This window comes from Novosphingobium sp. PhB165 (assembly GCF_004341845.1).
Classification (GTDB): domain Bacteria; phylum Pseudomonadota; class Alphaproteobacteria; order Sphingomonadales; family Sphingomonadaceae; genus Novosphingobium.
The window spans coordinates 13,042-33,319 of sequence record NZ_SLVB01000010.1; the positions used below are offsets into that span (position 1 = coordinate 13,042).

Annotated in this window: 18 protein-coding genes; 12 read left to right on the plus strand and 6 right to left on the minus strand. The window is 63.2% G+C overall.

Annotated features, from left to right (window positions below; translation table 11 throughout):
- Positions 1–85 precede the first annotated feature (85 nt).
- Genes EDF56_RS21760 through EDF56_RS21775 form a run of 4 tightly spaced genes read left to right on the plus strand, consistent with a single transcriptional unit; the run spans position 86 to position 2,713 of the window.
- Complete coding sequence (locus EDF56_RS21760; protein ID WP_132391525.1) at positions 86–532, plus strand: MarR family transcriptional regulator; 447 nt, start codon at positions 86–88, stop codon at positions 530–532.
- A 47-nt stretch (positions 533–579) separates the two neighbouring features.
- Positions 580–1,137: an isochorismatase family protein gene (locus tag EDF56_RS21765; protein WP_132391527.1), complete on the plus strand. Its 558-nt coding sequence runs from the start codon at positions 580–582 to the stop codon at positions 1,135–1,137.
- 8 nt (positions 1,138–1,145) lie between these two features.
- A complete protein-coding gene (locus EDF56_RS21770; RefSeq protein WP_132391529.1) occupies positions 1,146–1,475 on the plus strand; it encodes a hypothetical protein in 330 nt (109 codons plus the stop codon).
- Complete coding sequence (locus tag EDF56_RS21775; RefSeq protein ID WP_132391531.1) at positions 1,472–2,713, plus strand: MFS transporter; 1,242 nt, start codon at positions 1,472–1,474, stop codon at positions 2,711–2,713. Before EDF56_RS21770 ends, EDF56_RS21775 begins: the two co-directional genes overlap by 4 nt.
- Before the next feature lie 7 nt (positions 2,714–2,720).
- Here the strand turns inward: EDF56_RS21775 and EDF56_RS21780 are convergent, their stop codons facing one another.
- From EDF56_RS21780 to EDF56_RS21790, 3 genes are all read right to left on the minus strand, one after another.
- On the minus strand, positions 2,721–3,734 hold the full coding sequence (locus EDF56_RS21780) for an AI-2E family transporter (RefSeq protein ID WP_207904904.1): 1,014 nt from the start codon (positions 3,732–3,734) through the stop codon (positions 2,721–2,723).
- Positions 3,735–3,908: 174 nt separating this feature from the next.
- The gene (locus EDF56_RS21785; protein ID WP_132391535.1) at positions 3,909–4,661 is read right to left on the minus strand and encodes an enoyl-CoA hydratase; all 753 of its coding nucleotides are present in this window, start codon (positions 4,659–4,661) and stop codon (positions 3,909–3,911) included.
- A 151-nt stretch (positions 4,662–4,812) separates the two neighbouring features.
- Positions 4,813–5,988 carry an ROK family protein gene (locus EDF56_RS21790; protein ID WP_165912322.1) on the minus strand — a complete coding sequence of 392 codons (1,176 nt, stop codon included), beginning with the start codon at positions 5,986–5,988 and terminating at the stop codon, positions 4,813–4,815.
- 222 nt (positions 5,989–6,210) lie between these two features.
- Between EDF56_RS21790 and EDF56_RS21795 the strand changes: the two genes are divergently transcribed.
- The 5 genes from EDF56_RS21795 (at position 6,211) to EDF56_RS21815 (ending at position 13,126) form a co-directional block, all read left to right on the plus strand.
- Entirely contained in the window at positions 6,211–8,907 is a 2,697-nt protein-coding gene (locus EDF56_RS21795; RefSeq protein WP_132391539.1) for a TonB-dependent receptor, read from the plus strand.
- Between the two features lie 80 nt (positions 8,908–8,987).
- Positions 8,988–10,193 (plus strand): phytanoyl-CoA dioxygenase family protein, encoded by a 1,206-nt coding sequence (locus EDF56_RS21800; protein WP_132391541.1) that lies wholly within the window; start codon positions 8,988–8,990, stop codon positions 10,191–10,193.
- A gap of 226 nt (positions 10,194–10,419) precedes the next feature.
- A complete protein-coding gene (locus EDF56_RS21805) occupies positions 10,420–12,129 on the plus strand; it encodes an FAD-binding protein (RefSeq protein ID WP_165912323.1) in 1,710 nt (569 codons plus the stop codon).
- Entirely contained in the window at positions 12,126–12,686 is a 561-nt protein-coding gene (locus tag EDF56_RS21810) for an SRPBCC family protein (RefSeq protein WP_132391545.1), read from the plus strand. Before EDF56_RS21805 ends, EDF56_RS21810 begins: the two co-directional genes overlap by 4 nt.
- Before the next feature lie 5 nt (positions 12,687–12,691).
- On the plus strand, positions 12,692–13,126 hold the full coding sequence (locus EDF56_RS21815; protein WP_165912324.1) for a nuclear transport factor 2 family protein: 435 nt from the start codon (positions 12,692–12,694) through the stop codon (positions 13,124–13,126).
- 48 nt (positions 13,127–13,174) lie between these two features.
- Here the strand turns inward: EDF56_RS21815 and EDF56_RS21820 are convergent, their stop codons facing one another.
- Entirely contained in the window at positions 13,175–15,034 is a 1,860-nt protein-coding gene (locus EDF56_RS21820) for an NAD(P)/FAD-dependent oxidoreductase (protein WP_207904906.1), read from the minus strand.
- A 223-nt stretch (positions 15,035–15,257) separates the two neighbouring features.
- Between EDF56_RS21820 and EDF56_RS21825 the strand changes: the two genes are divergently transcribed.
- A complete protein-coding gene (locus EDF56_RS21825; protein ID WP_132391551.1) occupies positions 15,258–15,968 on the plus strand; it encodes a TetR/AcrR family transcriptional regulator in 711 nt (236 codons plus the stop codon).
- Positions 15,969–16,061: 93 nt separating this feature from the next.
- Here the strand turns inward: EDF56_RS21825 and EDF56_RS21830 are convergent, their stop codons facing one another.
- Complete coding sequence (locus EDF56_RS21830; RefSeq protein ID WP_207904908.1) at positions 16,062–16,868, minus strand: LytTR family DNA-binding domain-containing protein; 807 nt, start codon at positions 16,866–16,868, stop codon at positions 16,062–16,064.
- 263 nt (positions 16,869–17,131) lie between these two features.
- Here EDF56_RS21830 and EDF56_RS21835 point away from each other — a divergent pair, with 263 nt between their 5' ends.
- Together EDF56_RS21835 and EDF56_RS21840 are read left to right on the plus strand one after the other, a co-directional pair.
- Complete coding sequence (locus tag EDF56_RS21835; RefSeq protein ID WP_132391553.1) at positions 17,132–17,938, plus strand: sterol desaturase family protein; 807 nt, start codon at positions 17,132–17,134, stop codon at positions 17,936–17,938.
- Between the two features lie 390 nt (positions 17,939–18,328).
- Entirely contained in the window at positions 18,329–18,979 is a 651-nt protein-coding gene (locus EDF56_RS21840; protein WP_132391555.1) for a response regulator transcription factor, read from the plus strand.
- On the opposite strand, the gene EDF56_RS21845 is transcribed toward EDF56_RS21840, so the two are convergent.
- On the minus strand, positions 18,921–20,048 hold the full coding sequence (locus tag EDF56_RS21845) for a sensor histidine kinase (protein ID WP_165912325.1): 1,128 nt from the start codon (positions 20,046–20,048) through the stop codon (positions 18,921–18,923). The genes EDF56_RS21840 and EDF56_RS21845 overlap by 59 nt on opposite strands.
- Positions 20,049–20,278: the final 230 nt, after the last annotated feature.

Consider the following 20,278-nt stretch of genomic DNA (forward strand, 5'->3'; position numbering starts at 1 on the left):
GGGGCGCTGCTGCCGGCGCCCCTTTCCCGCTTTCCTAAAGGAAGTTTAACTTTACAGTTAGGCTTCATATTTCTATCGGACGGCCATGAGCGTTTCGTCCGAGGATCAACTGCACGTCACCGTGCTAGCGCAGGATCTGCGCCGCATTGCCGGCAAGCTGAAGCGCCGACTCCGCGAACAGGCGAGTGTCGGCGATCTGCCGCCTTCGCAGACCTCGGTGCTGTTGCGTCTCGAAAAGCATGGACCCGCCACGACATCGGACCTCGCCCGACTGGAGGGCATGCGCCCCCAATCGATGGGCGCCGTCGTGGCCGCGCTGGAGAGCGCCCGCCTGATTTGCGGCGCTCCGGACCCGGCCGATGGCCGGAAAACCCTGCTATCGCTGACCGAACAGTGCCGGACATGGATCGGCGAAGGCCGCGCCGCGCGGCAGGACTGGCTTTCCCGCACGATCAGGGCGCGGCTCTCGCCGGCCGAGCAGGACCAGCTCATTGCCGCAATCCCGCTGCTGGAGCGGCTCGTGAACGATTGACGGTTGAACAAGGGCGCGTTTGCCCCGCCCGCAGAAAGGACAGTCCCATGGCGCTGACCGCGCTCGATCCCATGACGGCGCTCGTCATTGTCGATCTTCAGAAGGGCCTTGTGGGTGCGCCCTTCCCCGCTCCGATTGGCAGTGTGGTAGAGCGCAGCCGGGCTCTGGCGGATGCCTTTCGGGCGCGGGACCTTCCGGTCGTGCTGGTCAATGTCGCAGGCGGCGCGCCGGGTCGAACGGAGCAGCCCCGCCGCCCCATGGACAACCTCGCCAACGATTTCACCCAATTCATTCCCGAACTGGACCAGCAGCCAGACGACCTCGTCGTAACGAAGCGGACCTGGGGCGCATTCGCGAACACCGATCTGGAAGCACGGCTGAAAGCGGTAGGGGTAACGCAAGTCGTCATCACCGGCGTGGCGACCGGAACCGGCGTCGAATCGACCGCGCGCCAGGCCTATGAGCTTGGCTTCAATGTCACGCTGGCCATCGATGCCATGGCCGACACGCGGCCCGAAGCCCACGATCACGCCATCAAGAACGTGTTCCCGAGACTGGGCGAAACCGGCCTGACGGCCGATGTTCTTGCCCTGCTGGAAAGGTAATTCGTAAAATGCCCTGGCTCCATCTCCTGTCCTATTTCGCCGGCGGTGCCACACTGGCGAACGCGCTTCCGCATTTCGTCAGCGGGATGATGGGCCGCGCCTTCCAGAGCCCCTTCGCAACGCCGCCGGGCGAAGGCCTGTCATCCTCGACCGTGAACGTGCTGTGGGGCTTCGCCAACCTCGTGCTCTTCTACCTGCTGGTCTGCCGGGTCGGCGATTTCGACTTGCGCGACCCGGCACAGGCGGCCGCACTCGGGCTGGGGATGCTGCTGCTCGGCCTGTTCACCGCCCGGCACTTCGGCCGCTTCCACGGCGGCAACACGCCGGAACGCCCATGAACGCTCCGACCACAGGTGCCTTCCGCTCGCTGCGGGGATTCAATTACCGGGTCTGGACCGCAGGGGCCTTCGTGTCGAACATCGGCACCTGGGTGCAGCGCACCGCGCAGGACTGGCTGGTGCTGACGACGCTGACACACCACAGCGCCTCGGCCGTCGGCATCGTCATGGCCCTCCAGTTCGGGCCGCAATTCCTGTTCCTGCCGTGGACGGGCTTTGCCGCCGACCATTTCAACCAGCGCAAGCTGTTGATCCTTACCCAGACGGCAATGGGCGTTCTGGCCCTCGTGCTCGGCATGCTAACCGTTACCGGCATGGTGCAGCTATGGCATGTCTATGTCTTCGCCTTCCTGTTCGGCACCGCGGCGGCGTTCGACGCGCCGGTGCGCCAGACCTTCGTCGCCGAACTGGTGGGCGATGCCGATCTAACCAATGCAGTGGCGCTCAACTCGACATCGTTCAATGCCGCGCGGCTGATCGGCCCGGCTGTCTCGGGCCTCGTCATTGCCATGGTCGGAACCGGCTGGGCCTTCCTCATCAACGGCGCATCGTTCATGGCCGTGCTGGCCTCGCTCTTCCTCCTGAGGACCGGGGAGCTGCATTCCAACCCGCGCGCGAAGCGCACCAGGGGCAGCTTTACCGAGGGATTTCGCTATGTCTGGGGGCGGCCGGACCTCAAGGCGATCCTGATCATGCTGTTCATTGTCGGCACGTTCGGCCTGAACTTTCCGATCTTCATTTCGACCATGGCGGTCCGCATCTTCCATGCAGACGCGCGTGGTTATGGCTTCCTGTCCTCGGCCATGGCCATCGGGACGATGAGCGGCGCCCTGTTCAACGCCCAGCGCGACAAGCCGCGTTTCGAGGCTCTGATGCTCAGCGCCGGTGTGTTCGGGCTCGGCTGCGCGCTGGCCGCGATCGCGCCCGATTTCTGGCTCTTCGCGGCCGCGCTGGTGCTCACCGGGGTTGCCGCGCTCGTCTTCACCAACACGACCAACAGCCTGATGCAGCTCTCTACCGAACCCGCCATGCGCGGACGCGTGATGGCGCTGCGCGTCGGCGTGGCGCTGGGAGGAACGCCGATCGGCGCGCCGATCGTCGGTTGGATCGCGGACCACCTCAGCCCGCGTTGGGCGCTAGGCGTTGGTGCCGCGTCCGGCGTCGCGGCCGCTCTTGTAGGAGGTTACGCCCTGCTTGCGGCCCGGCAACGGCGAGCGGCAGCGCCCCACGCTTCCTGAGGCAGCATCATTCCGCCTCTGCCGTATTCGCCGCAGCAGCCTTGCCGAACAGCTCGACCACCCAGCGGCTACGCGGATGGAGCCCGCAGAACGTGATGATCGCAACCGTGATCGGCACGGCGAGCAGAGTGCCGAGGATTCCCCACAGGAACGTCCAGAAGAAGATCACGAACAGCACCAGCATCGGCGAAATCGACAGGACGCTACCCGCGACGCGCGGCTCGATATAGCTGCCGACCATGAACTGGATGACGTTGAGGCAGAGGAACACGAGAATGACCGCCTGCCACGTGTCGAAAGTCGTCATCGCCAGCAGCGTGGGCAGCAGGGTGGCGAAGAACGGCCCGATGAACGGAATGTAGTTGAGCGCAAAGGCGATCACGCCCCACTCCCCCGCAAACGGCAGGCCGACCACGCACGCGAAAAGCCAGACGAGAAGGCCCGTCAGCACGCTCATCAGCGTTCGCACCAGCAGATGGCGGCGATAGTGGCCGGCGATGATGCGGGTGCCTTCCAGCAGCATCCACGATGCCTCGCGATTCCGCATGACCGCGATTTTCGCGCGCATGTCGTCCACCTCCAGCAGTCCAAGCAGCAGGTAGGTGATGGCGATGATCCAGAAGGTGAGCGTCGTCTGCAAATGCCCGCCGACCTGCCGGATGGCGCTGATCGTCCAGGCGAGGTCGACATATTCCGACCACAAGCCGGCAATCGAAAATCCCTGGATCTCGAACCGGTCCGCCAGATGCTCCAGAAGGTACTGGTAGCGGGCCGTGTCGAGCATGATCGGGCGAATGACCCGGCCGACCGCCCAGCTGAAGATCAATACGAACAGGAAGCCGATCGCAAGCGTCGCCAGCAAAGTCAGCGCCAGCGCCAGCAGCTTGGGCAGCCGCGCCTGCAACATGCGCTGAAGCGGCCACACCAGAGCCATGATGTATAGCGCGACGACAAGCGGCGCGAACACACTGCTGGCATAATAGGCCGCGGCCGTCATCAGAATCACTGCGATGATGGACACCGGAACACTTAACGCACGGTCAGTCGTCATCCGATTTATCCCTGACGCGCATTGAAGGGCAGGTCGAACGAAGCTGTACCAATCTCCGGCACTTAGCAATCACGAAGTGTATTTATTGTCTCGGCATTCGCGGCATCGTCTCAAATGCGGATCGACACCCCCGCCGGGCGCCCGTCATCGGAACACGGGCGGACGCTTCTCGAAAAAGGCCGTGAAGGCTTCTTTGGCTTCCGGAGAGCTGATCGCCTGCGTGAAGACCTGCGCTTCCTCTTCGATGCGCGCGGCGACTATGGCCGGGTCTCCCCTCATCAACCGGCGCGTGGCCAGCAGAGCCTGCGGCGGCTTGCTCATCAATATCGCCGCTTTGGCGCGCGCATGTTCGAGCAGTCCAACCGCCGGGACCACGGCAGTGACAAGTCCCGCGCGGTCGGCCGCTTCCGCGTCCATCGGCTCTCCCAGCAGCAGCATCGCCGCAGCCTTGGCATAACCGAAGGTCGACGGCGCCAGCAGGCTCGATGCCGCTTCGGGTACCAGCCCCAGATTGACGAAGGGCATGACGAAGCGTGCATCGGGCGCCGCATAGACCAGATCGCAGTGGAACAGCAGGGTCGTTCCCACGCCCACCGCCAGCCCCTGCACTGCTGCGACGACCGGTTTTTCAAAGCTTGCGATGGCCCGGATGAAATCGAGCGCGGCGGCCGCGCCTTCCGGTCCGGCCATGAAGTCGGCAAGGTCATTGCCCGCGCAGAAAGCGTCTCCCTTCCCGACAATCAGCACCACGCCGCATTCCGCGCGGGCCGACGCATCCGCGAGGGCGGCCGTCATGGCACGATACATCGAGGCGGTCAGGGCGTTCTTCTTCTCGGGGCGAGTGATGTGAATTTCGAGAACGCCATTCGCCTCGATCAGCTCAATTCCTTCGCTCACGCAGTTCTCTCTCCGACAGGTTGGATCCGCCTATAGCCGATGACCGATCCCATGGCGATCCGCCCCCAGACAGCTCCTTGCGGCCGATCCCTGTTCCAAATCCGCCGCGATGCAGATGTAAATTTAGATTGTGAAATAGTTCAGCGGCAAATCAGGCTGAAGAGTAGAGATGCTCCAGAACCATCGCTGCCGCCCCGCGCGCGAAGGCGCCCTTGTCCCAGGCCTTGAAGTACAACTTGGTGCGCCGCCGCAAAGTCGGAAACGTGTTCTGCTCCAACGCCGCGAAGAAAGTGCCGCGCAGTTTGTCCATCATCGCGATGGGCGGGCCGCAAAGGATGACGGCCTCCGGATCCTGCATGGTGATGTGATTGGCCACCGCAACGCCGAGATAGTGGCTCGCCTGCTCCAGCACCGGCCAGATGTCGATTGCGGCGGCCGCATGCTCGGCCATCAGTTCCTCGAAGAACCGGCCCATCTCCTCATAGCGTGGCTCCGCCCTGCCCAGCCGTTCGCACGCCTGCCGAATGATCGCATGTATCGAGCAATATGCCTGAATACAGCCTCGAGCGCCGCAGTGGCAGAGGCGGCCGGTGTCCGGCACGACCTTCACATGTCCGAATTCGGAAGCGATCCCGTGCGCGCCGCTGATCAACTGCCCGCCCCTGTAAAGCGCGGCGCCAATGCCGAGGTCGACGTTGATCAGCGTGAAATCGCCCAGTTGGGCGCCCAGGCCGTACCAATGCTCTGCGCGCGCGAGCAGATTGATGTTGTTGTCGACCAGCGTCGGAATGCCGAGAGCCCGCTCGACGATCCCGCCGAAATCGCAGGGACCGGGCTCGAAAGTGAGGATCTGTTCGACGATGCCGGTGCGATTGTCGACAACGGCGGGAATGCCGACCCCGATCCGGTAGATGTCCTCCCGGCGCACGGGCCAGCCGGCGATGGCGGTTTCCAGCGCCGCCACGAATTGCCGCGCGAAGTCCGCGATGCTGGTCGTGGGGGTCAGCAGTGCCGTTGAAACGGCAAGGCTCTCGCCTCTGAGATTGACGATCTCCAGCAGCAGTTCGCCGTCGTTCGTCGCGGTAATCCCGACAACGTATTTGCCCTCGGGATTGATCCGCAGGTTGACCCTTGGCCGCCCGGGCGCATTCGAAACCACTTTTTCCTCGATGACGATGCCCCGCTTGACCAGATCGGCAGTGATCGCGGTGATGGTGCCGCCCGTCAGGCCGGTGAACTTGACAAGATCGGTTCGGGCGACCGGCTCGCTGGCTCGCAGCTTCTTGAGCAGCAGCACACGGTTATGTTCCTGGTCCGTAAGTCGCATGCGCATTCCATCGGCCAATTCGGCGCCGGTCGCAACGATCTCCCGTGCCCTACTTATTTTAGTACCTAAATAATTTATGGCGACAAGGCTTGGCGAATCTGTCACGCTCAAGCCTCCAACGCTCCGACACCCTCGACAAGCGGCACTAAAACCAAGGGGGGCGGGGCGAACTGGACAGGCAACCCGGAGAAAAAATCCGCAGGTGCCGAAAAGGGAGAGGGTATGAAGAGGACTTCCAGTCCCGTGCGGCGCTATGTGCTGCTCGGTGTATCGATGATCGCTCTCGCGCCGGTAGCGGCGCTTGCACAAACGGATCCGGCGCCCGATCAGGACAGCCAGACGACGCTGAGCGACAAGGAAATCAAGGAAATTATCGTCACCGGCACCCTGCTGCGCGGGGTGGCACCGGCGGGTTCCGAAACGGTCTCGATCAATTCCGAGGCGATTACCGCAATCGGCGCGAATTCGACGGCGCAGCTTCTGGCAAGCGTGCCGCAGGCGGCATCGTTCAATACCACACCGATCGTTTCGGCCATCAATTCCAGCCAGATCACGATCAATCGTCCCAACTTGCGCAATCTGCCGGGTGCATCCGGCGGCGGCTCATCGACCCTGATCCTTGTCGACGGGCACCGGCTGCCGGGCATGGGCGTGCGCCAGACGGTGCCCGATCCCGACGCGATTGCCCCCGGCGCCATCGAGCGCGTGGAGATCGTGCTGGACGGCGGCTCGTCAATTTACGGCGCTGATGCGGTGGGCGGCGTTATCAACTTCATCACTCGCAAGCGTTTCGACGGTATCGAGGTCAAGGGCCGCTACGGCTTCGAGTCCGATTACCAGTCCGCCAATGCCGACGTGACAGTGGGCAAGACCTGGGATTCGCTCTCGGTCTACGCAAGTTACGACTATTCGTGGCACGATTCGCTTTACGGCCGGGACCGCGACTTTGTCCGCCGCCTCGACTATACGACCGGGCTGCCCCTCGATCTGACCTGCGGGGCGGGCAACGTCTCGATCGGATCCTCGATCTATGCCCTGCCCGGCCTGACGCTGGGCACCGGCAATCGCTGTGACATCAGCCAGAACCGCACGTTCTATCCCAGCGAAACGCGGCATTCCGTCTTCGCGGGGATGTCCTACGACGATGGCGGCCCCGTGACGTTCGACATGCGCGCGTTCTACATGAACCGCGTGAACAAGGGAGACGGTGGACCGGTCACGGCGACCGCCACGATTGCCCCCGTCAATCCGTACGCTCCGGGGATAGTGCTCAATCCGTTCTACCGCAACACCGGCGATGCCAACAGCTTCGCGCCGCAGTCGGTTTCGATGGATTTCTCCTCGATCCTCGGCGACCATACCAGCCAGAGTACGCGCCTCGAAACCTGGGGCTTTACGCCATCGGCCACGGCGGATCTCGGCCATGGCTGGCAATTGCGCTGGCTGGCGAACTACGGACGCGGCCGATCCGAAGTCGCCAACCAGAAGATCGACGACGGCACGCTTTCGGGACTGGTGCTGACCGGCAACTTCGATCCCTACAACCTGTCGAACCCCGCCAACAGCGCGGTCCTGCCGCTCATCTCGAACTTCCTCGACTATGGTCTGGGCAAGAACGAGATGGTCAATACCCGGCTTGTGCTCGATGGCAGCCTCTTCAGCCTGCCCGGCGGTGACGTGAAAGTCGCCGTGGGCGGCGAGTACAGCTACGAGAAGTACGAATCCCGGATCAACGGCACCGTCAGCGCCGCCGCCGTGGACGACCTGCCGTTCAACTCCGCCAGCAGGCGCATCGCCGCCCTGTTCGGGGAAGTGCAGGTTCCCGTCATTGGTGAGGGCAATCGTACCGGCGGGTTCTATTCGCTCAGCCTGTCCGCCTCGGGCCGCTACGACCACTACAGCGACTTTGGCGGCACCTTCAATCCGAAGTTCGGCGCCACTTACGAACCGTTCGACGGCCTGAAAATCCGCGGGAGCTGGGGGAAGTCGTTCCAGGCGCCCAGCCTCGCCGACGGCGCCGATGCCGCGCCGCCCACGATCTTCGCGTTCCCGCTGATCCTCTTCGCGAACCCGGCCGTGGCCCCGCTACCCGGACAGGCGCAAATCTTCCTGGGCGGCGGCGGCACCGATCTCAAGCCCCAGAAGGCAACGACCTGGTCGATAGGCATGGACATCGCGCCCCCCTCCGTGCCCGGTCTGGCGTTGACGCTGAACTACTACAACATCCGCTTCAAGAACCTCATCGACATCCCGCCGGTCTTCAATCCCTCGGTGTTCTATTCGCTGTTCACCAGCAATTACGTGATGAACCCGACGATCGCGCAAGTGAATGCACTGGCCTCGCAAGTCCCCGGTGGGCTGGCGCAAGTCTCGCCCTATACGGTGGTGCCGGGACAGGTCTACTCCATCGCCGATGGCCGCCGCACCAACCTTGCGGCGGTGAACACCGACGGTCTCGACGTTTCGCTTTCGTACGATCACCAGACCGGCTTCGGCTCGGTCTATACGCAGATCAACGGCAACTACGTCCTGGATCGCAAGGAACAGTCCGTCTCGGATGCCCCCTTCGTCAACACCGTGAAGGCGCAGACGCGCTTCATCCTGTCCAGCACCTTGGGCGCAACCTTCGGGAACCTGCGTGCGCAGGCCACCTGGCGGCACCTTGGCGGATGGGATGTCGCGCCGCTGGCTTCGAACCTCAATCAGTCCCGGATCAAGGACTTCGACACTATCAACCTCTTTGCGCAATACGACTTCAAGGGGACAGGCGTGATGAAGGACCTTTCGCTGACCTTCAACGTCGACAATCTGTTCGACAAGGATCCGCCGCCCTACAACGGCTCGATCAACTCGCTGGACGGTTATGCCGTCACGAGCATTGGCCGTGTGTTCCAGTTCGGAATCAGCAAGAAGTTCTGAGACCCTATGTTATCCGTGCCTGTCGCCAGCGGCGGCAGGCACGCAGGCGCTGCTATTGCCTGCCTGTGTGGGAGATAAAGATGCCGACCAAGCTCGACCGTCGCACGCGCCGCGACAGTGATTGTCGCTCCATCGCCGCCGCCGCTTTTTTCGAAGAGGAGTTTCCCCGGCTTGCCGAGCGAAACGGCGCATTGGTCGCCTCGGGCATGCGATGGCTCGAAGCACCGCCCCTAACTGTCGAAGTCGGCGAGCAGGCGTGGTCAATCGCCGCAGAGGGCGAGAAGCTCGTCGCGGCTAACGGCAACGTGCCGGGCGCTCTCGTCGTCGCGCTGAGCGAGGACCAGTTCTCGCGGGTCGCGCAGAACCTTGTGACTTTCAATGGCCTGCTGGTGACCGGCGAACTCCAACCCGACCGCACGAACAGAGAGGCGCTGTCCTCGTGGGACGCGCTGTGGCACACGCTTCTCGAAGGCTGGACCGTACTGCCGGAGCAGTTGTCCTTCGTAGACCGGCACGGGCAGCCTCTCGATCTCAATGCAAGTTTCACACCCGCTTCGGACCCGGCGGACATCGCGCACTTCCTGAGGGAAGCGGGTTTTCTGCATCTGCGGGGCTGGCTCGATCCGACGGACATGGCCCGCATCAGCCGCGACATGGATGCCGCGCTCCCCGATTATAGCGAAGGCGACGGCAAGTCCTGGTGGGCGACCCTGGCGGACGGATCGCGCGCCTGCGTGCGCCTTCAGGATTTCGTCGAGCGCTCGCCCACCACGCAAGCGCTGCTGGAAGGCCCGCAGTGGGATCTGCTCCATCGGGTGCTGGCCGGACACGACCATCTCGAACGCAAGCCGGCGAAGGGCCGTATCATCGAGGCGCTGTTCAAGCCTGTCGGGATCGTATCAGGCCCGTCCGATCTGACCTTCCACCGCGATTGCCACCTCGGCCGCCACGCTTATGCGTGCTCACGCATGACGGTGGGTATTTCGCTGACAGCCTCGGGACCAGGCAACGGCCAATTGCAAGTGATCGCAGGGTCGCACCGCGTCGGCATTCCGGTGGAGCACGCCAAGACCCGGCCCTATCTGCCGGTGGTGGCAATGCAGACCGAGCCCGGCGACCTCACCGTCCATCTGTCCTGCACGTTGCATGAGGCGACGCCGCCCGTATCGAGCGAGCGCAGGGTCATGTATACCGAGATCCCGTTGGCAGGCGGACCTCTCGACACTTCGGTCGAAGGCGTGCGCGGGGATATCGACGCAATTCTCAAAAGGCGGGCTCCAGTGTAACCGCAGGGGCCGGGTGGGACAGTTAGTTCCCCCGCAAGGGGCCGATCAGGCCCCTCGCTGCGTTCCTCTTCCCGCCCATTTGCCTGTCCGCCGCCCTGCCCAAGGCGCGCGCGCAGCTTGACACGCCTCCACCCCCGGGCTTAGCCATTAATAAGACCATTCCGTATCATAAAATAAGACTGCGGCAGCCTTGCCGAAAACGGTCGGTGGGAGAGAGCCGGTGAAGATGGAAAAGCTGCCGGAACAGTGGGATCTGGAAGCCGATGTCGTGGCAATCGGCTCCGGCGCGGGCGGCTTGTGCGCCGCGATCACGGCGCAGGACCACGGATTTTCGGCATTGGTCCTCGAACGTTCGGATCAGGTCGGCGGCGTCACGGCCTATTCGATGGGCGAGGTCTGGGTGGCGGGCAACCATCTGGGCAAGGCGCTGGGTGTAGAGGACTCCCCGGAAAGCGGCTTTCGCTACGTGAAGGGTCTATCGGCGGGATATGCCGATGACGTTGCCATTCTCAATCAGGCCATCCATGCCCCGGTGGCGCTACGCTATTTCGAGGAGACCATCGACCTCAGGCTCGCCGCCATTCCGGGATGCCCGGACTATTACTATCCGCACACCAACGATAGCGTGGCCGAGGGCCGCCTGCTCGAACCGGTCCCCTTCCCCGCCGCCTCGCTCGGCGAATGGCAATCCCGGACGCGGGTCTCGCCCCATGTTCCCTACAGCATGACGCATCACGACATTTTCACCAATGGCGGCACCGCGAACATGCTCAACTGGGACTATACCGCGATGTCCGAGCGCATGGGCAGCGACGAGCGCTGCCTCGGCCCCGGTCTTGCCGCCTACTTCGTCAAGGGCGCGATCGATCGCGCAATTCCCCTACATACAGGCGTGAATGTCGAAAAGCTGATCGGCGATGGGGAGCGGATCGTCGGCGTGCGCGCAAAGCGCGACGGGCGCGATGTCTACATCAAGGCAAATCGCGGCGTCGTCATTGCCGTCAGCAGCTATGAGCGCGATCCGACCTATTCGCGGACCCTCGGCAACCAGCTCGACCCGCAATCGATGGTGATGCAGACGATCGACGGCGCCCACTTGCGGCTCGCCGGACCGTTCGGCGCCCGGATCGCCCGCGTTCCCGATGGAACGATACTTGGCATCCATACACCGGGCGAGGAACAGGAGGGCGACTTGCCGCTGTGGCGCGGCGCGCTGCCGTTCATGGGCCTGCCGCACACGATTGTCGTCAACAGCGCCGGCAAGCGCTTCGGAAACGAGGCCTTCTACCGCTCCATCGCGCACGCCATCAATGCAATCGACGGCAATACGCAGACCCACAGCAATTACCCGTGCTGGGCCATCTTCGACCATCAGGCGCGCGAGAAATACCCATTTGGCGGGGTCATGCCGGGGCAGGAGATTCCCGAAAGCATGGGCGTCACCGCGGGCAGCCTTGCCGAACTCGCGGACAGGATCGGTGTCGATACGCAGGGGCTGCTGGACACGGTAGAAGCCTTCAACCGCTACTCACTGGCGGGCGGGGATCCCGAATTCCGGCGCGGCGCCTTCCCGTGGAGCGTCACCATGTGCGGCGATCCCAACCAGAAGCCCAACGGCAATCTCGGCCCGCTTTTGCAGGCGCCGTTCTACGCCGTGCAACTCCACCGCATGGCAGGCGGCGGCATCGCGGCAGCCGGGCTCGTAGGCGACGAGCATTGCCGCGTGATCGGTTGGGACGAGGAACCGATCGAGGGTCTCTACGTCGCCGGCAACTCGATGGCGCGACTGGACAACGGCGCGGTCATGCAGAGCGGGATGACCAACGCCCGCGGCATCACCCACGGCTACCTTGCGGCGCTCCACGCAATCGGCCGCCCGAGCACCCTGCTCGACGAGGAACTGGCGCGGCGGCAGCGGCTCGAGGCCGCCGAATGATCGAAACCGAACAGAGCGTCGTGATCGATGTCGGCATCGACGCGGTCTGGACCCATGTTCGCGACATCGAGCGTTGGGCGAAACTCATGCCCGGACTGCGCGAATGCAGGATCATCGATGCAGACCGTTCGCACTGGGTGCTGAAAGTCGGCGCGGGCGGTCTCGTGCGGACAGTCAACGTCAATGTGCACGTGACCGAGTGGGGAGGGCCCGGGCGGGTGACGTTTACGTACGATCTTGAAGGCGATCCGGTTCAGGGCGGCGGCACTTACATCGCGCGTGCCGTCAGGTCCGGTGAAACCGAAGTGACGCTGCGCGTGGAAGTGGTCGGCAGCGGGCAGATGGCCAAGATGTGGGAGGCCATGGGCAAGCCCTTGCTTCCCCAGTTTGCCAAGGCCTTCGCGCAGCAGCTCAAGGCCGAAATCGAAGCCGAAGCCGAAAACGCGGGAATCGTCGCAACTGAAGCCGCGCGGCCATCCTGGCCGGCGCGTCTGGTTCGGTTCGTCAGGTCCCTGTTCGGCATGTCCGGCACGGATACCGCGATCGAGAGGAGATGAAAGACATGAGCGAAGCCAACAAGCAGGTCGTGATCGCATTCATCGAAGCGTTCAGCAATGGCGATGCCGTTGCGGCCGAACGCTGCCTCTCGCCCGATGCGGTGACGGTAGCCAAGGGCTTCGGGAAACTTTCGGGGGCCCGCCCCTACGAACTCATCGTGGCCACGACCGCTGCCTTCAAGGACCTGATCCCGACCGGCCTCCGGCCCGATTTCAAGTCGGTCACCGGCGAAGGCGACCGTGTGGTCGTGGAATTCGAGGGCAATGCCACGCTCGTCAACGGCGAGGCCTATTGCAACCAGTACTGCATGGTTTTCACGCTGCTGGAAGGCAAGATCGTGCACGTCAACGAGTACTACTGCACGATCCTCGCTGACCAGAAGATCCTGCCGCTGCTGGCGGATGTCGAGAGCCGGCGCCACGAAATCGAGGCGCAATAGCCGCTGGGAAACGGGAGCGAGATCCCTCCCTCCCGTTTCCCGCCGCGTTCAATCCGCTGCCTGCGCCGCGCGGCACGTGACACTGAGACCCTCCAGGGTCCCAGCATCGCGCCAATCCTGCATCATCGTCTCGAAGGCATCCCAGCCCGGACCGTAGGATTCGCCGAGATACCAGCGCCTGCCCTTGTGATCGCCTTCGTTGTTGAAGTAGCCGGGCGTGCATTCCCGCTGGAGCTTCGAGATATCGACGGCCGTGGCACGGATCTTCGCGACCCATGCGTCCTGAGCATCCAGCGTGGGTTCGACCGCCGTTGCCCCGCGATCGAGCGCCTGCCTGATGATATAGGCGATGTGATAGCCCTGCCGGCTGAACTGCTCGATGGTAGTGGCATTGAAGCCGCCCTGCACATAGCCGGTGAAGAACTGGTTGGGGAAGCCGTGGCTCATTGCCCCATGCAACGTCCGATAGCCGTCCGCCCAGTTCTCATAGAGCGACTGACCGCCGCGCCCATCGACCGCGCCGATGCCCCAGCGGCGGTCGAGATCGCTGGTGACCTCGAACCCGCTGGCACAGATCAGGCAGTCGATCCCATATTCGGTGCCTTCATGTACAAAGCCGTTTTCGGTCAACCGCTCGACGCCGCGCGTGGCGGATACGTCCAGCAGCTTGACATTCGGGCGATTGAAAGTCGGGTAATAGTCATCGTTCGATAGCGGACGCTTGCAGTTGAAGCCGAACCAGGGCTTGAGCGCCTCGGCGGTCGCCTTGTCCTCGACAATGGCTTCGACGCGGCGGCGCATGCGCTCCATCACGCGAAAATCCATGGCTTCGCGGCGTTCGAGATAGGCTTCGAGCGTCAGGTCCGGCCAGCCTTCGCCAGCCAGTTCAGCGGCAAGGTCGCGGTTGATTTCTGTCCAGATATCGCAAATCTGGTCGACATCGCCCGGCCGCATGCCCTCGATCGCGACATGATGGAAATTGCGCTGACGCTCCTTCTGCCAGCCGGGTTGGAGAGACCGCGCCCATTCCATGTCGGTAGGCGGGTTTGGGCGCGCATCGACCGTGGGGGGCGTGCGCTGCAAGACATAAAGCTGCTTCGCATACTTGCCGAGGAAGGGCACCGCCTGGATCGACGTCGCGCCCGTGCCGACGATCGCCACGCGCTTGTCCGCCAGCTTGTCGAGAACCGGATCCTCCCAGCGCCCGCCGGTATAGGCATAGTCCCAGCGCGCAGTGTGGAAGACCTTGCCCCTGAAATCGTGCAGTCCCGGAATGCCGGGAAGCTTGGGCCTGTTCAGCGGGCCGCCGCACATGATGACGAAACGTGCGCGGATGTCGTCACCGTGATCGGTGGCGATCCGCCAGCGATCGCGTTCTTCGTCCCAGCGCAGCGCGGTGATACGCGTGTGGAACAGCGCGTTCTCGTAAAGCCCGTATTGCTCGCCGATGCGGCGGCAATGGCGCTGTATCTCGAAGCCGTCCGCGAACTTCTTCGAGGGGAAATAGCCGGTCTCCTCCAGCAGCGGCATGTAGCAATAGGCATCGTTGTCGCACTGCACGCCGGGGTAGCGGTTCCAGTACCAGACCCCGCCGAAATCGCCGGCATGTTCGATATGGCGGAACGTCGAGACACCCGCGTTGCGCAAGTGCACCCCCGCCATCAGCCCCGAGAACCCACCGCCGAGCACGGCAACGTCGAGATCCTCGGAAATCGGATCGCGCGGCACCCGCGGCATGTGCGGATCGGCTTCGTATGCCTGGGCGTACTCGTGCTCGGTCTTCAGATACTGCTCGCCGCCTTCGGGCCGCAGCCGCTTGTCCCGCTCATGGGCGTAGCGTTGCCGAAGCGCGGGAATATCGATTTCGCCCGGTGTGGGAACATCAGTCGGCTTGCATGCGGTGTTCACTGTCAGGACCTCGCCCGCCGGATCGTTTTTCGACCAGATCCCGCGCGCATCGCGGCAAGATGGCTGCTCCAGCGGGCAGCCCGCGGCATTAAATGATACCGACTGGTTCGTTTCTTGTCTGGGTCGGCCGGGCCGCGCTTGTCAAGCTTTGCCCCGCCTTGCCCGATCCCCACACGGCGAAATATCGGTGGCCAACACCCCGCCGTTTCGGCATGCCGGTTTCATGACGGCACCAGCGATCGCCAATTCTGCACCCAAGAACATCCGGCCGAACAGTACCGGAGGCAAGGCTACCGGATCCAGGGCCGCAACTCCGCGGGCGCGGGGCCGGCCGACGCTGGAAGAAGTCGCCGAAATCGACGGTCAGTTGCTGGATGTCGCGCTTCAGGAATTTCTGCGCCACGGCTATGGCGGCACGTCGATGACCCGGATCGTCAAGGCCGCCGGCATTTCCAAGACGACGCTCTACTCGCGCTATTCGTCGAAGGAGCAGTTGTTCCGGGCGATCATGTTCCAGCAGATGGACCACGCCCTCAGCGCAACGCTGCTGCAACTCCAAGCCGGGGACGCGGATCTGGAGAAAGGGCTGCTCGCCTATGCCGACCGGTCGCTGGAAATCAGCTTCAGTGGAGGGCTGCTGGGCGTCAATCGCCTGATCTACAGCGAGTCTCATCGCTTTCCCGAATTGGGCATCGCAGCCGCCGAACGGACCCAGATCGGCGTGCAGCAGATCGCCGATTTCATCCGCCAATGCGCCGCCGCGAAAGGCAAAGTCCCCAAGGATGCCGACGGCGCGGCGGAGGCCTTCATCCTGATGCTGCGCGGCTACTACGTGAACGTGATGCTCACCGATCGCCCGGTTTCACGCCCGGTGCGACAGGAATGGGTCCGCCGCGCGATCACCGCTTTCATCTCGGACGCAAGTGCGTGGTAGCCTCAAAACCGGCGACCACACCTTCCCTGTTGATACCGATCCGGTGATTAAAATCCGGCGGCGGAAACAACGCAGGGGTACGATGAAGGAGAGCTAGGCGCCCTTCGACAGGAAGCCGCTGCTCTCCAGCCGGCCAACGGATTCCCGCGCCACTTGCGCCGTCGCGCCATTGGCCAGAACGATCCGGCGCGAGCGGCCGTCCGCCTCTATTGACGCGACAGCGCCTTGCGCGATCCACCAGCTGCGATGGACCTGTTGCCCTGCCATCCCGTCCATTTCCGCGATGGCATCGCGAAGGCGCATGAACAAAAGCTCGCTGCCGGTGACGCCGTGCACGCGTACATAGTGGTCCTCGCTCTGGAGCGCCTGAATCGGACCGGCGAACTGCGGCGAGAGCCGTCCCGACAAGCGGGGCCCGCCCGCTGGGATGGATGGAACCGGCACAGCCTCCGCGACCAGTTCCGGACTGCGTGCATGGTCCGGTTCGGCAGCCAGCGGAGCGCCAAATTCCTCGTCCACCCGCCGCGCCCACCAGACAACGACAAGCACGCCCATGGCGCTGAGCAGAGCAAACGGAAGAATGCCGGCGAACCCACCCAGTGCATGGAAGAACGCACTTCCGACCCATTGCCAGATCAGGGTGAGCGGAAAGCTCGTCACGATCACGCCCCAGAACACGATGGAACGCCTGGGCAGCGAGGTTGCATCCGCGACCGCCACCCATAAACCGATGGCCGGCCGAACGACGATATAGGCCCCCATCAGGTGCGCCCACCATTCCCATACCCGCGACGGAAAGTCCGCCTCAAGGTACGTGCCGAAGGGGCCAAGAAAGCCGATGACCGCTGCGGAGACGAGCATCGCCCAAAGCTCTAACAGGAACTGGCGAAGGCGGCTCATCTGGCATTCTCTCCCATTTCACGAACCGCCAATTGGGAAAATCAACGTTTTCCGCCTATTTGGCAGTGGCAGCGGCAACGTAACGTAAAATCGGTTGCCGGCCAATCGCGCGCTGCGATGGATCACCTGACGGCGGGCAGGATGCATCGCCGAATGGAGAAAATCGCATGTCCAGCTCGCTTCCCGCGTCGCACGCTTTCGCCGGCACGCTCGCTCTTGTCCTCCACGTCTTTGCCTTTGCGCTGGTTCTGGGCTGACGAGCGATGATCGAGGCGATGACGACCGGGGACCACCTGCTGCGGCTGTGGCTTATCCTCTTCGTGGCGACCGGCATCCTGTCCGGGATCGTCACCGGCTATTTCAAGGCGCGCAAGATCCAGCCGCGCGGGTTCAAGTGGAAGACCTTCCGCAACGAGGCGCTCGTCGCAGTGGTGACGCTGGCCATTTCCGGCAAGATCCTCGGCGGCCTGACCGCCTGGCTGAAGGCCCAAGGTTGGGTCGCGTTCCAAAACGCCCCGGCCGGATGGTGGATGATCGCCCTTGAGTACGGGCTCTATTTCCTGCTGTTCGACACCTATTTCTACTGGCTGCACCGCTGGATGCACAAGGAGCCGTTCTACAGCTGGATCCACAAGCTCCATCACAAGTCGACATCGCCCAATCTGCTGACCACGCTCTCGGTCAATCCGCTGGAATCGATCATAAACGGCGGTTTCGTGCCCCTGTTCCTGACGATCTTCACCGTCCACGACGCCACGCTGATGCTGATCCTGCCGACCAACATCTTCATGGGGCTCTACGTCCACTCAGGCTACGAGTTCATGCCGCGCTGGTGGAACCGCAGTTGGGCCACCAAGTGGTTCATCACCGCGACCTTCCACGATCAGCATCATCGCTATTTCAACGGCAACTATGGCGGCTACACAACGATCTGGGACCGCATCTGCGGAACCATCCGCCCCAAGTTCGAAGCGGATTTCGAGAAGCTCAAGGATCGCGTAGCCGCCGCTCCGCGTACGGGCCCGCAGCCGTCGAGCGGTATTCCCATGGCCCCCGATCTGGCCGAATGATGGCGTGAACCCGTAAGGATGACGAGATGCGCGGGATGAAACAGGCCGAGCTTTCCGGCGCGGCGGCATTGCTGATGATCGCGGCAAAATCCATCGCCTTCGTTGCGCTGCTCCGCGAGGGCAATCCCGCTTGCCGGTAAAGTGCGGCGCGTTCTGCGGGATTTCGCTCTCTGGCGAAACCCGCGGCGCGGCAATCGATTGTTAATTCGGCAAATAATCGCTTTGCGAACGCCCGCGACCGGGGCATCACCACGCGGATGGTGCCTCCTCCCTTCGATGCGATTGCGCGAACCGCTAGGGTAATTCCCGATTGAACGCGCGAATTGTGCGGCGATGATGGTCGCCCGAACTCATCGAACCTGAGAACGGACCAGGAGCAAAGGAGTTCGCATGCGGCCGCCCACAAGCAGAATCCTGATCGCCGACGACCACCAGGCCATGCGCAAGGGCGTGCGGACACTGCTTGAATCCCATTCCTCTTTCGAAGTCGTGGCCGAAGCGGCCGACGGGCGCGAGGCTTTGGGCCTTGCCCTCGAGACCCAGCCCGACATTGCCATTCTCGACTACTCGCTACCGCTGATGAACGGGCTCGAGCTTACGCGGTCAATCAAGCACGCGCTGCCACGCACCGAGATTCTCATCTACACGATGCACGACCGGGAAAGCCTGCTGATCGACGTACTGCGTGCCGGAGCACGGGGATACGTGCTGAAATCGGACAGCGGCACCCATTTGGTGGCGGCGGTCAAGGCCCTGTCAAAGCGCAAGCCCTATTTCTCGGGCGCCATTTCGGAAACGCTGCTCGAACATTTCATCGAGAGCGATCACACCTCCGAGAAGAATACCACCCTCACCGCGCGGGAGCGGGAAATCGTCCAGCTGATCGCGGAGGGCAAACTCAACAAGCAGATCGCCCACATCCTCGAAATCAGCGTGAAAACGGTGGAGACCCACCGCGCCGCGGCAATGCACAAGCTCAAGATCAGGACGACGGCGGAACTCGTGCTTTACGCGGTTCGGAACAATATCGTCGAGCCGTAACGATCTCGGCACCGGCCGCGCGCGCGGGTCCCAGATCCTCGGCCCGCCGCTGCGGAAAACGCGCGCTGACCTGCGTGCCGTTCAATCCTCGCTCCACGCAGAATACGCCGCCCAGCCCCTCGACGCGTTCGCGCATGCCGACAAGCCCGACGCCGACCGCCTCGCGCATGCGGCCTTCCAGAATATCAGCTGAGATACCGATGCCGTCGTCCTCGATCTCAAGCACAAGGTATCCGCCGATATGGCGGAGCCGCACTTCGACCGTGCTGGCAAAAGCATGCTTGCCGACATTGACCAGTGCTTCCTGCGCCACCCGGTACAGGGCGATCTCAAGGTCGGCCGATGGCCTGATGTAGCCGGCAAGATTGCGGAACCGCACGCGGAGCCCGGTCCGCCGCGCAAAGCCCTTCAGGAACGATCCCAGAGCCTCGACGATGCCGCCCGCTTCCAGTTCGGGCGGGTGGAGGACGTAGCTCAGAGTCCGCATCTGGTGCTGTGCGGTGCTGAGAGCGGATTCGATATCGGCGCAGGCCTCTTCCATGGCATCGACGGTGCGGGCCTTGCGCACGGCTTCCAGCATGACTTGCGCCAGCGCCAGATATTGCGCGGTACCGTCATGCAGGTCGCGGGCGATCCGTCTGCGTTCCTCATCCTGCGCACGCAGGAACTGGGCCTGATACGCCCTGCGGCCACACCGCTCGGACACCGTGCTACGCTCCCGCTGCAGCACGACCAGCATCTGGCCCGCACGCCCGGACATGCGGGTTGCCTGAACCGTCAACATATCGGGATCGGACGCCAGCAGGCGATAGCAGCGACACGCCGTCAGCACTGTGCCGCGCAGCACGGCGTTCAGCTGAGCGCAGATTTCCCGCCGGCTCTCGTCATCGATGGGCAGGCGATCCAGCGCATTCTCGAACGGGGCGCCGATGACCGACCGGCGATGCTCCAGGCCTGCCGGCGATCGGATCGTGTGCGACAGGTTGGCGGTCAGCACCGTACCGTCATGGCCGACCGTGAACAGGTCCATAGGCAGGGCCAGCACGAATTCCTGGACCAGACCGACCATGTCCGGGTCATCTTTTGAATTTCTGGCAAGCGGAAGATCTATGACAACGGCCTCAAGATCCGTTTTCGCCTTCGTCATGCCCAAACCCCCAGATCGCACCCCGGTCGGATAACCACATCAATTACCAAAATCCCCTAGGTAACTCTATAAATATTATCCTCGGGACGAGATTTGACACATAACGGATTCGGCCGATTTCGCACCTCACCTCGGTTTTATCGGAAATTACT